The organism is Leptolyngbya sp. ST-U4, assembly GCF_039962215.1.
Classification (GTDB): Bacteria; Cyanobacteriota; Cyanobacteriia; order Elainellales; family Elainellaceae; genus Leptolyngbya_A.
In genome coordinates, this window is record NZ_JAMPKZ010000024.1 from 21326 (window position 1) to 38174 (window position 16849).

The 16849-nt window shown below is 50.2% G+C and carries 11 protein-coding genes; 9 read left to right on the forward strand and 2 right to left on the reverse strand.

The genetic code is table 11. The features are described from left to right. Window positions 1–491: 491 nt before the first annotated feature. The 3 genes from NDA02_RS22380 to NDA02_RS22390 all read left to right on the forward strand — a co-directional run bounded on the left by NDA02_RS22380 (window position 492) and on the right by NDA02_RS22390 (window position 6913). Window positions 492–2384, forward strand: a complete 1893-nt coding sequence (locus NDA02_RS22380; RefSeq protein WP_348248160.1) for a DUF4394 domain-containing protein — start codon at window positions 492–494, stop codon at window positions 2382–2384. 201 nt (window positions 2385–2585) lie between these two features. Beyond that, window positions 2586–5513 (forward strand): GAF domain-containing protein, encoded by a 2928-nt coding sequence (locus NDA02_RS22385; RefSeq protein ID WP_348248161.1) that lies wholly within the window; start codon window positions 2586–2588, stop codon window positions 5511–5513. A gap of 209 nt (window positions 5514–5722) precedes the next feature. Continuing rightward, complete coding sequence (locus NDA02_RS22390; RefSeq protein WP_190793483.1) at window positions 5723–6913, forward strand: MFS transporter; 1191 nt, start codon at window positions 5723–5725, stop codon at window positions 6911–6913. A 69-nt stretch (window positions 6914–6982) separates the two neighbouring features. Here NDA02_RS22390 and NDA02_RS22395 read toward each other — a convergent pair whose 3' ends face one another. Beyond that, a complete protein-coding gene (locus tag NDA02_RS22395) occupies window positions 6983–8641 on the reverse strand; it encodes an AarF/ABC1/UbiB kinase family protein (protein ID WP_190793482.1) in 1659 nt (552 codons plus the stop codon). Window positions 8642–8834: 193 nt separating this feature from the next. On the opposite strand from NDA02_RS22395, the gene NDA02_RS22400 reads away from it, so the two are divergent. From NDA02_RS22400 to NDA02_RS22410, 3 genes are all read left to right on the forward strand, one after another. Beyond that, the gene (locus NDA02_RS22400) at window positions 8835–9014 is read left to right on the forward strand and encodes a YqaE/Pmp3 family membrane protein (RefSeq protein ID WP_190793481.1); all 180 of its coding nucleotides are present in this window, start codon (window positions 8835–8837) and stop codon (window positions 9012–9014) included. Between the two features lie 805 nt (window positions 9015–9819). Beyond that, the gene (locus NDA02_RS22405; RefSeq protein WP_190793480.1) at window positions 9820–11292 is read left to right on the forward strand and encodes an aminobutyraldehyde dehydrogenase; all 1473 of its coding nucleotides are present in this window, start codon (window positions 9820–9822) and stop codon (window positions 11290–11292) included. Between the two features lie 170 nt (window positions 11293–11462). After that, window positions 11463–12518 (forward strand): ABC transporter substrate-binding protein, encoded by a 1056-nt coding sequence (locus tag NDA02_RS22410; RefSeq protein ID WP_190793479.1) that lies wholly within the window; start codon window positions 11463–11465, stop codon window positions 12516–12518. Window positions 12519–13064: 546 nt separating this feature from the next. Here NDA02_RS22410 and NDA02_RS22415 read toward each other — a convergent pair. After that, entirely contained in the window at window positions 13065–13517 is a 453-nt protein-coding gene (locus NDA02_RS22415; RefSeq protein ID WP_348255939.1) for a cupin domain-containing protein, read from the reverse strand. A gap of 522 nt (window positions 13518–14039) precedes the next feature. Here NDA02_RS22415 and NDA02_RS22420 point away from each other — a divergent pair. From NDA02_RS22420 to NDA02_RS22430, 3 genes are read left to right on the forward strand one after another with little or no spacing between them, the layout of a single operon-like run. After that, window positions 14040–14903 (forward strand): ABC transporter permease, encoded by an 864-nt coding sequence (locus NDA02_RS22420; RefSeq protein WP_348255941.1) that lies wholly within the window; start codon window positions 14040–14042, stop codon window positions 14901–14903. Next, complete coding sequence (locus NDA02_RS22425; RefSeq protein ID WP_190793476.1) at window positions 14900–15703, forward strand: ABC transporter permease; 804 nt, start codon at window positions 14900–14902, stop codon at window positions 15701–15703. Before NDA02_RS22420 ends, NDA02_RS22425 begins: the two co-directional genes overlap by 4 nt. A gap of 40 nt (window positions 15704–15743) precedes the next feature. Further along, entirely contained in the window at window positions 15744–16844 is a 1101-nt protein-coding gene (locus NDA02_RS22430; protein ID WP_190793475.1) for an ABC transporter ATP-binding protein, read from the forward strand. Window positions 16845–16849 lie beyond the last annotated feature (5 nt).

Consider the following 16849-nt stretch of genomic DNA (forward strand, 5'->3'; position numbering starts at 1 on the left):
AGGGTTGTAAAAGTGGGATGCTGCCTATGCGGTAGCACATCGTTGTGCGGGTTCTCACTAAAAACCCCAGCTCGATCGCACGTTTTATTGCCTTTTTTATTGCCTTTTTACAGAGCCGCTTTCCCTCCGAAATAATCGGTGAATTGAGGCAATTGGGTCGTGTGCAGGGATTAGCACGATCGATGAATTCTAAGGATTACAAATGAGGAATAGCGATAGTGAAAAAAACAGGCTTGTAAATGCTTTCCTTCAGCACAAACAATGGCAAAAAAAGTTTGAGTTTGAAAATTTTGATGCGTTTATGGGCATGATTAGCTCTAGCAAAGAAATTGCCTGAATCCAGAAATTATTTGATTCCAATCGTTGCTTTCTGACAAGCAGCTAGGGAATTTCTATGTCTTTTTCAGGCGGCTCTGTGTTGCTCAGGCATTAGTTCAGGAAGTTGTTTCCTGGCAGCTTCAATTTATGGATGCGAAGGAAGGTTAAGACCTATGGCGCAAGATTCAGGCTACAAATTTTCAGAGGCAATTAAGGTTAAGCTCGATCAAGGAAAGCTTAATCTTAATGGAGCAATCAGCTCCTCTGGCGAATTTGATATCTATCAATTTAAGCTCAAGCAACGCAGCAAATTTGATTGTGCTCTCAACCTTGACGATGACGATGTTGAGCTAGCTTTATTCGATCGTCGAGGCAATCAAATTTCGGTTTCAGACAATGATGACGGCGACGATGACGACGACAATAACTCAAAGTTTCGTACCCGTTCCAGAGTTCAAAACAGCCCGCTGTCGATTAAAAAAACGCTGAGGGCAGGACTCTACTTTCTGGGGATTCGATCGCTTGAACAAGACACTGAAACCGAAGCAACAGAAATTGAGTATTCCTGTGATTCTTCTGCAATCGAGCTACCCGGACGCACCCGCAAAGAAGCACTAAAGATCAATTCCAAAAAGCTGAAGCTTAAGGGATCTTACCGCTATTCGGGGACGCTCAGCAGCGACAGCCCAGTTGGGTTTTATCAATTTAATCTGACCCAACAAAGCAGTTTTAGCAGCTTCGTGAAAAGCCTCGGCGATGATGTGGAAATTGAGCTGTATGACAGCAATCAGCAGCAAATCACAATTTCTAACAACAGCCTTCAACTTCTGGATACGGGCAAATATTTTGTCAAGCTGAGCCTGAAGGTAAAAAGCGAAAGCGTTGATTATAAGCTGAAGCTGAAGTTTGATGCAGTGCCGATCGACTTTAGCGGCAACAATGTCAGTGCGGCTCGTGTTGTTTCCGCCAGTCCCAGTGTCAGTGTCTTCAAAGATTATGTTGGTGTGCTAGATTCAGACGACTATTACAAAGTGAATATCGCATCGCCGAGCAGCCTCAATCTAGTGCTAGATGGTTTAGCAGCTGATGCCAATTTGGAAGTGCTGGATCAGAGCGGGACGGTGGTTGGCAGTTCAAATGTCCCAGGAACCGCAAAAGATCTGGTCAACCTGAGCCTAAAGGGTGGCACTTATTATGTGCGTGTCACTGCGGGCGCAAACGCTTCAACCAGCTACAATCTCAGCTTTACCTCTGCTCCACTAAAGCTATTTGGCTTGACCAGTGAGGGCACGAATGTGGTTGCGTTTAACCCCGATCGCCCCACCGACACGGTTCAACTGGGCATTACAGGCTTGGCTGCTGGAGAAACGCTAAAGGTAGTCGATTTCCAGTCCTCAACGGGTGACTTGTTTGGTTTGAGCAGTGCTAACAAGCTCTACAAAATCGATGTAGCAACAGGGGCGGCGATCGCAATGACGCTGTCCACGTCCGGCACAACTTCTACCACGCCCTCTACTGGGACATCTACCAATCCACTTGCCCTGACAGGCACAGCCATCGGGTTGGACTGCGACCCCACCAGCGGCAACATTCGGGTGGTCACCGATGCCGATGAACATCGTGTCCTGACGCCAGTATCCGGCTCAACCAATACCTTTACCGTTGTTATGGATACAGCCCTTGCCTATGCAACAGGGGATGCCAATGCTGCCCAAAATCCTAACGTAACGGCTTTGGCCTATAGCAACAATTTCAGAGGTTCGACCTCTACAGCCCTGTATGGTATCGACACTACTCTGGATGCCCTCGTGCGTCTGGCTGAAGTGACTGCTGCCGTTGTGCCTGCTCCTGGTAATCTTACAACCGTGGGTGCGCTTGGTGTTGATTTCAGCCCCAGTGCTGGTTTTGATATCTTCACCGACAGTAACCTGAGCAACACGGCTTATGGAATGTCGGGTTCTGACCTGTATAGCATCAATCTGACTAGCGGTGCAGCAGCGAAGCTAGGAACAGTGGTGGTCAACGGGATACCCACTCAGCTCGTTGGCATTTCGAGTCGCGTTTAGGTCTGAGAAAATCTCCGAACTCAAACTCGCCCGAACTTGAAACGATCGGCGAAAGCGATTCAACAGAAGTTCAATGCAGCCCTGCTAGGAAGGTTTCGCTTTCATTGGCAGGGCACTCTTTCTTGGAGCAGGGCAACTCTTTCTTGGAATAGTTGGGAATCCTAGCCTTAAGAAACCACGCACAATTTTAGTGCCAACTCTATGCTGTCGTTCCCGAATTCTGATCATTCTTTTACTCAAGAAACTTTACTGCTCCGTATTACCAATCGCATCCGGCAATCCCTGGAGCTTCAAGAGATTTTAACTACGACCGTTGCTGAAGTCCGAGCCTATCTGGGAACCGATCGCGTAAAAGTCTATCAATTTCAACCGGATGGGCACGGAATTGTGATCGCCGAGTCGCTGAGTAGTGATCGCTTACCTTCGCTGCTGGGGCTGCATTTTCCGGCGGATGATATTCCTCCTTATGCTCGCGAACTGTTTGTGCGGGCACGCCAGCGTAGTGTTGTGGATTTGAGTACCCATGCGATCGGCATCAGTCCGCTGAATTGCCCGGAAACCGGGGATCTGATCGATCAAACAGATATTCGCTATCGTCCGGTTGATCCGTGCCATCAAGAGTACCTGATGGCAATGGGTGTCCAATCTTCAGTCGTGGTTCCGATCGTTTTAGAAGGCGAAGCGGCAGGTCCGTACCACCCCCCCTCGCTCCAGCCGCCGAATCAGCTCTGGGGGCTACTGGTTTCTCATCATGCTGAACCGCGATCGGTAAGCGAGACAGAGTTGCAGTTCATTCAGGCGGTGGTGGATCAGGTGGAGGTGGTCATTGCCCAGTCGATTCTGCTCGACCACGTTCGTGCCCAGGCGCACCAGGAATCCAATATTAATCAGGTCACTGCGCTGCTGCAAACCTCGCCAATGGTGAACTGGCAAGATGTCCTTCAAGCCGCAGCAAGTTCGCTGGAGGCAGACGGCAGGCTTTATCTCGTTGCCAGTGAACAATTACCCACAGAGTCCCCCAGAGAAATTTATACGATCGGTGAGCAGCCTGCCCTGCTTGATTCCATTCAGCAGCGATCGATCGAGGAAAATTTACTCTGGCAGAAATATATGTGTTCAGGAATGGATACATCTGTAGATGCGACGGGCCATCAGCCCTGGTCAGTGGAATGGATGCGTACCGTTTACGCACTGGGAAAACCCGCTCAGTCGATCGCGACTACGGCTTCCTGCTGGGCAATTCACGACATTTATCAAGAACCTTTATTTCGTACGCTTGCCCCCTTCTTTAGCAACACGACGATTCGCAGTGCCCTGATCATTCCGCTCAGGCAAGGCAGCCAAATCCTGGGCTGTCTCACTTTCTTTCGCCGGAGCATTGATACCGAGACACTATGGGCGGGGTATCACAATCCTGATACTCGTCAGTTAATGGCGCGGCAATCGTTTGAAGTGTGGAGGCAATTGAAGAAAGACCAGGCACAGGAGTGGACAACAGCAGAGATTAAATATGCTCAGGTTTTGGGAGAACGGTTTGCAGCCACGATCAAGCAATATCGTCTGTATCAGCAGGTGCAAGGTTTGAATGCCAGCTTAGAGCGGCAGGTCGAGGAACGCACTCAAGAAGTGAAACACCGATCGGAGCAGTTAGAACGATCAAATACCGAGCTAGAGCGGCTGGTCGAACGGCAGACCATGTTTGTTCAAATTGTGGCAAAAATCCGCGACTCACTGGATATTGAAACGATTTTTAGAACCACAACCGAAGCAGTGCAACATCTGCTAAACACCGATCGCGTGGTGATCTATCGGTTCGAGGCGGATTGGAGCGGGGAGTTTGTGGCGGAATCGGTTGCAAAGGGTTGGGATGCTCTGCTAGAAAAGCAGCTCGACAACTCAGCATCACGCGACAATATCAGCGATTGCACTGTGAAAAAATTGGGTTGTCGCTCGGTAGATACCTATCTGCAAGATACGCAGGGCGGGCACTATGGGCAGGGGTCAACTCAACGAGTGGTCAAAGATGTTTATGAAGCAGGTTTTTCACCCTGCTACCTGGAGGTGCTGGAGTTTTATCAGGCAAGAGCCTATGTAATTGTGCCGATCGTCCAGAGTGAGAAACTGTGGGGATTACTCGCCGCTTACCAAAACTCAGGTCCGCGCAATTGGGAAGATCTGGATATTGCGCTAATGCAGCAAATTGGTTTGCAGCTCGGAGTCGCGCTTCAGCAGGCAGAATATTTATCCGAAATTCGGAATCAATCAAAACAGCTTGCAAATACGTTAGAAGAACTTAAACAAACTCAAACTCAATTAATTCAAAGCGAGAAGATGTCGAGCCTGGGACAACTCGTGGCGGGCATTGCTCATGAAGTCAATAATCCGATCAATTTCATTTACGGCAATTTAGCACCGCTTCAGGAATATACTCAAACCCTACTCGAACTCCTCCAGTCTTATCAACACCACTATCCTGATCCGATGCCCGCTCTGCGCGAACAGCTTCAGGAAAGCGACCTCAGCTACATTCAAGCGGATGTTCCCAAGCTTTGTGCATCGATGCGAATTGGGGTAGATCGAATTCGCAGCATCGTTTTGTCCTTGCGAAATTTCTCGCGTTTAGACGAATCTGAAGTCAAATTGGTTGATTTGCAGGAGGGATTGGAAAGTACACTGCTGATTTTGCAGCACCGCTTGAAGCCAGCAACTTCGGGAACTGCGATTCGCCTTGAGAAACACTATGGTAAACTCCCCCCTATAGAATGCTACGCCGGACAGCTTAATCAGGTGTTTATGAATTTGATCAGTAATGCGATCGACGAATTACAAGCTGCTGCGATCGAAAGGGATGCATCATCTGTAATTACGATCTCAACCAGCTGTATTGATCAGGATTGGGTTGCAGTGTCGATCAAAGATAACGGACGAGGAATTCCAGAGCGGGCTGAAGCCAAATTATTTGATCCCTTTTTCACCACTAAACCCGTTGGGCAAGGCACGGGATTGGGGCTATCCATTAGCTACCAGATTGTGAAGAAGCACCAGGGACATTTACTTTGCCAGTCTCAGCCGGGCAAGGGAACAGAATTTGTCGTAAAGCTTCCTGTCAGGCAAGCAGCAGCACCCTGACCTGAACCGCCCGCTTACCTGTGGAAGTGACATTGGGCAATGCCTGATCTATTTCTACTGAGGGCTGATTGAATGAGCGTTGCAATTTATGATCGCATCGTGAATAAAGACAGCGACCTAGAGGTGGTAGCAGCTTGGTGAGCAGAAATGCGGTGCAAAGCAGTCCTCCCTGGGCAATCGATTAACGTGCGGAGTCTGAGGGAACCATCATGAAGCGCAACGCTCCTCCTGGTTGGATTGGTGTTGGACTAGCGTTTTATGCCTTTATTGCGATCGCGATCGCAGAAGGTGGTTTGGGCGTGCTGCTGCCCTCGATTCTAAACACCTACAACCTAACGACAGCAACCGTAACCGCCCTGTTTTTTAGTCAAATTAGCGGTTATGTGGTGGCAGCCCTTACCAGCAGTTTATTGAGTCACCGCATCGGGCTGGCTCGAATGATTTTGCTGGCAGCCGTGAGTGTAACCACCGCGCTGTGCATTTATGCTTCAACGCCCTATTGGTGGGTCATGGTATTCACCGGAACGCTGCTAGGATTGGGCATTGGGCTGATTGACGCAGGCATTAACACGTTCATTGCCGATAAACAGGACAGCGGCAATCTGATGGGATTGCTTCATGCGTTTTATGGCATTGGAGCACTTTCAGGTCCGGCGATTGCGACAATTTTGCTAACGCAGGGAGTGAGTTGGCGATCGGCGTATTGGGTGTTTGCTGGAATGGTGCTGCTGTTAGCCATTGGCATGGTGTGGGTCGTTTCCCAGCGTCATTCGTTTATGGATTCATCCGCTCTGCCTTCTGATCAAAGCGCGAGAACCAATCTGCATCTGGCATTAAAAGAACCGACTGTGTTAGTCGCAGGGCTGCTGTTGCTTGTCTATGTGGGTACGGAAGTCTCTGTAGGAAATTGGGCTTTTACGGTGCAAACCCTCAGTCGCGGTACATCCGTTGCGATCGCAGGATATAGCATCACCGCCTACTGGTTTGGACTGACGCTGGGACGATTAACAATGGGGCAACTGATAAGACACATTGGCGCAATTCGGCTCATTGATGCGTCTCTCGCCTTGCTCACCGTCGGTCTGCTGATTTGGTGGCTCTTGCCTGGCCAGCTCTGGAGTTTGCCGCTGATTGGGTTCGCGCTGGCTGCTATTTTCCCAGCCACAATTTGGCTGATGCCCCGTCGAGTTCCATCTGCGCTGGTTCCAGCGGCGATCGGCTTTTTAACGAGCGTGGGCAGTGTTGGAGCGGTGAGTATTCCCACCGTAGTTGGCTGGTTGGCAGACAAAATCAATTTGGAAATCATTCCGATGCTGATGGTGCCACTGGCGATCGTCATGATGATCCTGCATCGCTGGCTCGCCAACCATACCGCTCGTCAAACCGCTGAACACCAATAATCAGGAAGGGTGCGGCGGGCGGTTTAATTCTTTTATTAAATCCAGTCGAGTAATATAACTAGCGTCACCTTACTCAAATCTGCCCGATCGCATAATCGTCACGATCAGCCACAAGCCCAGCAGGCTGGCAGCCGCAAAGAAGATGTTGCTGAGCAACTGAAGCTGGGGTGTTTGTTGTCCACTGGCGACGATCGCGGCTCCGATGATCAGCGAACCCACTACGGTACTAAACGAGCGGCGATTGGCAGATTCAGCGATCGTGCGGCGCAAGGCATTGAGATCCTGAATTGAGAGATTGAGCTTGAGCGTTTCGGAGGTGAGACGATTCAGCAGGAAGGCAACCTGGCGCGGCGAGTCGAGAGACAACTGCTTGAATTCCAGCGCGGTTCGCAGAGCAGACTGTAGGGGGTCGTTGCCGACCAACTGGCGGCGAAACAGGTCACTCATGAGCGGACGGACTTCTGCCATCAGGTTGATGTTTGAATCGAACTTGCGTCCTGAGCCTTCTAAGTTGGCGATCGACTTGGTTAAAAGTCCTACGTTGCTGGGCCAGCGCAAGTTGTTGATCCGGGCTGCTTCCAGAATTTGCCCAAACGCTTCGCCCACGTTCAGGTTTTCCAGGCTGAGACTGTAGTATTGGCGCAGGAGGCGATCGTAGTCTTGCTGAAGTTTCGCCAGGTTAATCGGTTGGGTTTGATCCATCCGGTCGGCAAGCTGAAGCGAAATCTGGGCACAGCGCTCGGGGTCGAGATCCATAATTGCTAGCACCAGCTCCACCATGAGCGACTGCATTCTGGGATTGAGGTTGCCCATCATGCCGCAGTCCAGAATTCCGGCTCTGCCATCTTCCAGGTAAAACAGATTGCCAGGGTGGGGATCAGCGTGAAAAAAGCCGTCTACAAGATACTGCTGCAAAAATGCCCGAAAAACTGTTGTCGTAAAGGCGCGGCGTTCTGCTTCTGGGTCGCCGTTAAAGCCAATGCCTTTTAGCTTTGCCTGCAAAATGGGTACGCCATCCAGCCATTCCAGCACCAGAATTCTTTTGCTGGTCAGCTCATGGTAGACCTTGGGAACGACAATTTTATCGGGGTCAAACCAGCGGCTTTTCGACAGGTTGCGGCGCAGATCGTCAGTGTAGGTGGCTTCCTGGGTAAAGTCGAGTTCATTTTGCAGCGATTTACTAAACTCGTCTGCCAGGTCGGTGATGTTGTAGCGTTTGCCAAAGTCAGTGGTCGAGAGCAGTGCCGCAATTCGCCGAAATACGGCAATATCTCGCGCAACGACGGCTTCAATACCAGGACGCTGAAGCTTAATCGCAACGGGCTGTCCGTTCTTGAGTATGGCTTTGTGAGTCTGGGCGATCGATCCGGCGGCGATCGCATTAAAGCTCACCGACTCAAACAGCTCCTCAAACGGCTGGGGAAGCGACTGGCGCAGCACGATCTCAATGTCATCCCAGGGGACGGGCGGCACATTGGACTGGAGCTGGCTCAACGCCTCAATGTAGCGGGGCGAGAGCAGATCGGGGCGCGTGCTGAGCAACTGTCCCAGCTTGACGTAAACCGGGCCCAGATCGGTCAGAATATTGCACAAAACTTCAGGAGCTGGAATCTCAGGTTCGCCGCCCTTGCCCAGTGTGAGAACCTGGCGCATATAGTCCCATCCGTGCCGGATAAAGACTTCGATAATTTCGCGCTCACGAATGCCAGAAGGCAGGATTGCGGTCATAGCTTTAAGCAGGTAACTTTGGCCGAATAACAGATAAAGAGCAAATCGATCGAGCAGTTACACTTCTTCACGATAGCGCAGCCCGCTCAGCTCAGCAAAAGACACTCGCGTTTGAGAGCTTGCCCTGCTAAACTGCAAATCTCTATCTAGGATGGAAAATAGTTCTGTTTTAATCAAACCTCTGGAGGAAGAGATGAACTTGATTCGCATTATTTGCGCGATTTTTCTGCCGCCTCTGGGCGTGTTCCTGACGGTTGGGATTGGCAGCGCGTTTTGGATTAACCTGCTGCTCACGCTGCTGGGCTACATTCCGGGCATTATTCATGCCATCTGGATTATTGCAAAACACGATCGCGGTAGAGCGATTTACTAGATTCACGAACGGATTGGCTCACTGAATCTTTGTTGATCCGCTGCCAGTTTCTATCAATTCATTAAACCGCTAGCGTTCTGCATAACCTGTTGCAGTTGGGCGATCGGCAGTTGGGCTTGGGCAAAGGGATAAGGATGCGTTCTCAGTTCAGCATCTCTTTTTCAGCTGCCCACTCTCGCTGCTGGCAGAATCGCTCCATTTTTTCTTCAAGGTTGCTTTAAAGGAACCAAAAGTGCTGCATCGTCCCCTAAATCCCCCAGCTTTGAGGGACTTTGGATATTCCTCCGAGCCGTTCGTTTCCCCTTCCAGAATTGGCCCGTTAGAGGGGTGGTTTGGGTCACGATGATGGCTTTTTAAACATCCTCCTATCTCCCGCTCCGTCTGAAATTCATTCAGTTAGCTGCTATTTATAAAAAAATCTTGTGTTCTGGCGTTCTTTAGAGTGACGCAGATTGAAGCGAAAGTTGATCTTAAAAACAATAAAAATTGTTGTGATTGGTTTATCTGTTTGGCTGTGAAATCAGTTGTCAAATGAGTGGTCGACTGTAATCAACGGAGAATGAATTGGGGGATGCAGAGGACGATCGCTTGAGCTTGCGTTCTCTCTCAAAACAAATTGAAGCCACTCGTTTAGATGTCCGTTTGTAAAGAAAGTCTGCCTGGGTGTAATGAGTTGAAAGGAGTATCTAGCAACACCTGTACAAGCTGTGATAAGTGTTATCGTCTTCTGTCAAACGTTCGGCAATGATCTAGAGTCAAAGAGCGTTGTGTTAATTCTTGAACTTTTTAAACTTCAGGTGATGTTATGGAAAAGTTAACGCATTACCCAATGGTGATTGGGAGTGACTTTATCACGACGGGCAGTGAAGATTTGATTGATCCGGCATCGGGAAAGCCGTTTGCATCAGTGGCTTGGGGAACAGTTGCCGATGTCGATCGCGCAGTGAAAGCGGCAAAAGTGGCCCAGAAAGAGTGGGCAGCTCGTTCTTGGGGAGAGCGAAGCGTTGCTTTATTGAAATTTGCTGATGCGCTGGAAGCAAAAACAGACGAATTAGCAAGATTGGAAAGCCAGAATGCGGGCAAACCTCTAAAACTCACACTGGGCGGCGATATCCCATTTGCGATCGACAATCTGCGCTATTTTGCTTCAGTGGTGCGGCGGCAAGAAGGCGTTGCCGGAGGTGAGTATGTAGGCGGATTTACCAGCTTTATCCGGCGAGAGCCGATTGGGGTTGTGGGCGCGATTACGCCGTGGAACTACCCGTTTATGATGGCGATCTGGAAGCTGGCTCCGGCACTGGCAGCGGGAAATGCAGCCGTGATTAAACCTGCTCCCAACACTCCTATTACGACGATCGAGCTGGCTAAAATCGCGCTGGATGCTGGCTTGCCCGCCGGACTGATCAACGTGGTGACGGGCGCAGCCGAAGTCGGAGAAGCGATTTGTATCCACCCTGACACGCGCATGATTAGCTTTACGGGCAGTACCCGAACCGGAAAGCGCATTGCAGAGCTGGCGAGTTCAATGGTGAAGCGCGTCACGCTGGAGCTGGGCGGCAAGGCTCCCTTTGTGGTGTTTAGCGATGCGGATATTGAAGCGGCTGCAAGAGGTGCGATTCCGGCAGCGTTTATGAATACGGGACAGGACTGTACGGCAGCAACCCGAATCTATGTGCAAAATGAGGTATTTGATCAGTTTTTGAGCCGCCTGACCGAGCTAACGCAGCAAATTAAGTTTGGTCAGCCCTTTGCTGAGGATACGGATATTGGTCCGCTCACCAGTGAAACTCAGCGACTTAAAGTGCATGGGTTCGTGGAAGAAGCGCGTCAGCAGGGAATTAAGGTGGCAACGGGTGGCACGCTGCCCGAAGGAGAAGGCTACTTTTATCCGCCAACAATTCTGGTGGACGCGCCTCAGGCGGCAAACTGTGTGCAGGAAGAAATCTTTGGTCCGGTAATTGTGGTGAATCGATTCACCGATGAAGCCGAAGCGATCGAGCTAGCCAACGATATTCCCTACGGACTGGCAGCCAGTGTATGGACGACGAATGTGCAGCGAGCGATGCGGGTCACGGCAGTCCTAGAGTTTGGCACGGTTTGGGTGAACGATCACCTGCCGATCGCCAGCGAGCTACCACACGGTGGCTTTAAGCAAAGCGGCATGGGTAAGGATATGTCGTACTATGCGCTGGAGGAATACACGATCGTTAAGCACGTCATGTTTGATATTACGGGCGATCAGAAGAAGGCATGGCACTCGGTGGTGTTTGATGGCTAATTTGCCGTTGATTCTGAAGGTTGAGTTTTGGGAGAGTGGTTGAGCCGTGTTCTAGGGGCTATATCGCCCCCTAAATCCTCTAATGTTGGGGGCTTTGAATCAATTGGAAGCCTTCTGGTATTGAAGAGTTGAGGGCTGCAAGGTTTCGATTTCGATCAGGAGAAAGGTTTATGTTGTACCGCTTCAAGGCACTCCTTTTAACCGGAGTTCTCAGTTTTTTAGCGATCGTCTTAAGCGTGCCTGCTGCTCAGGCAGAAAATTGCACTTTATCAGCGATCGTCTGGGAAGGTTACACCGATTCGTCTTTTGCTCAGACTTTTGAGCAGCAAACGGGCTGTGCTGTGAAGGCGACCTATGCTGGATCGAGCGACGAGATGTTTGCCAAGTTTCGTACCGGAAAAGGTCGCAATTATGACATTATCTCGGCGTCGGGTGATATTACGGAGCGGCTGTATCGGGCAGGTTTAGTGCAGCCGATCGACCCCAGTAAATTGAAAAACTACGATTCAGTATTCTCGTCGTTTCGCGGCGGCAACTGGAATACGTTTGATGGCACACCCTATGGCGTAACGTTTGCCTGGGGTCCGAATGTCATGGTTTACAACAAGGAGAAGGTTAGCTCGGAGCCGAAGAGCTGGGATGTGCTGTTTGACCCGCAGTATGCCGGGAAAATCTCGCTGCCGGATAACCCGATGACGATCGCCGATGTTGCGCTGTGGTTGGGCAAGCCCGATCCCTATCATCTGAGCGAGCAGGATCTGGCGGAAGTGAAGGCGAAGCTGCTGGAACTGCGTCCCCAGGTGCGAAAGTTCTGGACGACGGCGGGGGAACTGGCGAATCTGTTTCAGTCGGGAGAGGTGGTGATTGCCCATGCCTGGCCCCTCACTTATACGCAGCTCAGCTCTGAAGGGTTTCCGGCTGGAACGGTGAGTCCGGAAGGCAAACTGACCGGATGGACAGATTCCTGGATGATTTCTAAGAATTCGCGCCACGAAGATGCAGCTTATGAATGGGTTGATTTTATCCTCAGCGGCGAGGGGCAAAAAGGTGTGATGGATGTGACCGGATATTCGGGCGCGACCGAGTTAGGGGCTGAGGCGATCGGCAAAGACCGTGCTCACGCTTTATTTATGGATGATTTGTCGCTGCATAGACAGATCAAGATGTGGCAGAGTGTGCCGAACTATGACCAGTGGGTGCAGGTGTGGAATGAGGTTCGCTCTTAGCTTTTAGCCGAATTTGACCCTGCGACAAGCTTCAAAAAACTTCAAATTCCTCTGTTTTTTCCCAATGGATGAGGCAGAGGAATTTTTTAGGCTTTTGCTTTTCGTTACAGGTATCCTGGCAATTCACAACATTGCAAAGAAATGGACGATGCTAATTCGGGATTGGAAACCTGCTCTCAACCGTTTTGCGATTGAGTTTTGCGACTGAGTTGGGCGATCGTTTGCCAATCTAGCTTCCTACACCCTGACACAAACGATTTGACATGCCCTATGCTTCAGCGATGTCCTACCCCCAAACTGCTGTGCCTGTAAAGATGATTGCATTACTATCCTGACAAGCTGCCCCAGAATCAGCCATTGCCTGGGTGACTAGCAGTTGCACCATTTCTTAAAACGTGTCGTAGGTGGCGATTTTAACTTGATATCCAGAATATCCAGCCTGTTTCAATCCTTGTCCAAGGGCAATGAAGGGTTGAATATCCCCTTGGGCTTCTGTTGTTAAAATCGTAATTCTCCGAACGACTTCAGTATGAGTTCCTTAATGGGTTACCAAAGCTGCAAATCGTACTTAGTAAAGATTTCCTCTAAAACAGTTCGATCAGGTGGAAAGCTAGTAATTCTTGCACCAACTTCTTGATAGAATTCGGCAGCGGCAGCAGGTGAAACGATGATCAGAACACGAGCGATCGGGGAAAGCACCTTAAAAGTATGCACAGCATTTGTAGGAATGTGGGTCACTGCACCTGCTGTAACAACATGCTTACGACTGCCTAAGGTGACTTCGAGTTCGCCTTCCAGGATGTAAAACGTTTCCTCCCAAGGATGGCTATGGAGTGGTGGTTCTCCATGCGCCGCATCGATCATCTCAAACACGGCGTACTGACCATTCGTATCATTTCCAGCTAGCTTCCATACGAGTGTGTGAGTCAGCATAGTATGCATATCCCCTTCACCCGATGCAAGGAGTTTAGGTTTAGCGTGCTGTACTGCGGTCGTCATAGTGCTTCTCCGAAAAAACAAATGGGTTACTTGTTGTTGATTCATCGGTCGAACCGAACGGCTTGTTCGATTGGTTACATAGTAGGCTGCGTATTCCGGTTGCAATTCACCCAATTGGGTAGCCTTTTTAGACCGTACTGTATGACACGATGGATGGATTTGTTCATGTTGTGTTGTGCCTGAAGAAGCTAGGCAGGCTGCCAAAGCAGAACAAATTTTGCAAGGAACTTTACAAGAATTTTTGCGAGATGGCTATGCTGTTGAGGTTATTCTGTTGAGACTATTCTGCTAAACACAGGGGAAGTAGACATCGGAGGGCAAAAAGACACAACGGAGCTTGTCTAACTTAACGATTGGCTAGTTTTTGCGACACAATCGAACTTTGTAAATGTCGTATTTGGGGGCAAGCTAGGATGAGGAAATAGGCGAGCTAAAGTCTCTGTTTTATCTTTGCTTTGGTTCACCCAAATTCTTGCTCAAATTCTTGCTCAAACTTCTACTCAAATTCTTGCTCAAACTTCTGTGACTGTTATTCCTGCTCGATCGCCTCGTTCTGCTCAAACTGGACTGTATGCATCTTTGCTGCCGCCCCTGCTGTGGATGTCGCTGCTGTATTTTATTCCGCTCGGATTGCTGCTGGTTTATAGTGTCTGGCAGCTGGAATCGTTTGAGATTGTCAAGACGCTGAGTTTGAAAAATTTTCAGACGATCGCCACAAACGCTGCCTACCGCACGGTAATTTTGCGAACGGTGCTGACTGCGCTGGGGGTGACGCTGATAGATGCGGTGATCGCGCTGCCGATGGGATACTTCATTGCAAAGCACGGCGGACGCTATCGCGGGCTGCTAACGATGCTGGTGATTTTGCCGCTGTGGTCGAGCTATTTGGTGCGCGTCTTTGCCTGGAAGATTATTCTGGGCTATAACGGTGTTTTGAATACGGCGCTGCTGTCGCTGGGCATTTTACACGAGCCGAGTTCGCTGTTTCTCTACAACCGGTTTTCGACGCTGCTGACGTTTGCCCATGTGTGGCTGCCGTTTATGATTTTGCCGATCGTGACTGCGTTTGAGCGGTTGCCCAATTCGCTGCTGGAAGCTTCGGCAGATCTGAATGCAAACCCCTGGACGACGTTTCGACGGATTATTCTGCCGCTGGTCACACCGGGCGTCCTGGCAGGGTCGATCAATGTGTTTTCGCTGACCATGGGCGATTTTATTACGCCGAGTCTAGTTGGCAGTCCGAACGGGATTATGCTGGGCAACCTGATTGCATCGCAGTTTGGCGTAGCGTATAACTGGCCTCTGGGTGCAGCGTTTGCGCTGGTGGTGATGACCATTGTGTTTAGTGGGCTGACGATCGCCCTTCGCAAAGGGGCAAGTTTATGAACAAACAAGCTGTACGGGAATTGCCTCGGTCTCAACCAAAACCCTGGTTGCTAGGCATTTGGACAGTGCTGGTGTTTGTGTTTTTGTATTTGCCGATCGCCGTCCTGGTGCTAATGAGTTTTAACCGATCGCGCATTTTGTCGCTGCCCTTCAAAGGATTTACGCTGAACTGGTATCAGACTGCACTTCGAGACACGGCTTTGCAGGTCGCGCTGATCAATTCGATCAAGGTGGCAGCGACGGCGACGATTCTGGCAACGGTTTTGGGCTTGCTGGCGGCGTTTGCAGTATATCGGTATCAGTTTTTTGGCAGAAATGCCTTTCGGATCGCGCTCAATTTGCCGATTTTGCTGCCGGGAATTGTGACCGGAGTGGCAATGCTGGCGTACCTGTCAGACCTAGGGTTTGAGCTATCGCTCTTGACGGTGATTCTGGGTCATGTGGTGTTTGGGCTGCCTGTTGCCTTTGGTCCGATCGTGACGCGATTAAGTCAGTTTCCCCACAGTCTGGAGGAAGCTGCTTATGATTTGGGGGCACTGCCGGGGCGGGTGTTTATTGACATTGTGTTTCCCTACATTCGCAGTGCGATCGTGGCGGGTGCGCTGCTGGCGTTTACGCTGTCGTTTGATGAGGTAATTGTGACAATCTTCCTCACCGGACAAGATAATACGCTGCCGATGGAGATTTGGGGCAGACTGCGAACCGATATTACGCCGGAAATTGCGGCGATCGCGACGCTGATTTTGCTGGGAAGTGGGGTACTGGTGCTGCTGAGCCAGCGAACCTCCCCCGCGGACTAACCTGCGGCGAATTAAGATAGGGAGAAGTCAGGAGAAAAACATGAAGGCGAAAAGCGTCGTTTACCTGGAGTCGGTCAGCAAGATTTACCCATCAGCAAAGGGTGAAGTTTATGCAGTGCAGGATGTAACGATCGACGTGCAGCCGGGAGAGTTTTATTCGCTGCTAGGGTCGAGCGGTTCCGGGAAAACGACGACGCTGCGAATGATCGGTGGGTTTGAAATCCCGGAATATGGACAGGTGTACATTAGCGGAGAACCCGTGACGACGCTGCCGCCCTATCGCCGCAATGTGCATACGGTGTTTCAAAACTATGCCCTGTTTCCGCACATGACCGTTGCCGAAAATATTGCCTATCCGCTAACGATCGCCAAACTGCCCCGTGCTGAGATTGCGCCCCAGGTAGAAGCGTCGCTGAAAATGTTTCAGATTCAGGAATTGGGCGATCGAAAACCGTCTCAGCTTTCGGGGGGTCAGCAGCAGCGGGTGGCGTTGGCGCGGGCATTAATCAGCCGTCCGAAAGTATTGTTGTTGGACGAACCGCTTTCTGCGCTGGATGCCAAAATTCGAGAAGAAGTGCGGCAAGAGCTAAGAGAGCTTCAGCGTCGGCTCAATCTCACCTTTATCTATGTAACGCACGACCAGGAAGAGGCTCTGGCTTTATCCGATCGCATTGCCGTGATGCACCGGGGCAAAGTCGAACAGATCGGGACACCAAAGGAAATTTATAATCGTCCGGCTTCGCTGTTTGTGGCGCAGTTTATCGGCAAAGCGAATTTTCTCACGGGAACAGTACAGCAGGTGGATGAAGGAATGGCGATCGTCGAAGTTAACGGTCAGTTGCTCAAAGCAAGCCTACCCCGTGACCGCTTCGCTGATCAAAATATCCAGATTAATCAAACAGTGACGCTGATGATTCGTCCAGAACGAATTCAGATCAATCAAAATGCTTCTGCTGATAACCGGGTGAGGGGAACGATCGAATCAATTACCTATATTGGTCAATCGTTGCAGATTCAAGCGAAGACTGATTTGGGAATGCTGATGGTGACAGAACTTTATAGCGGAGGCGATCGATCGGATGAAACGCTAACGCTTTCCTGGAATTCAGAAAATTGTGTGGTCGTTCAAAAGGAGCATTAAACGCA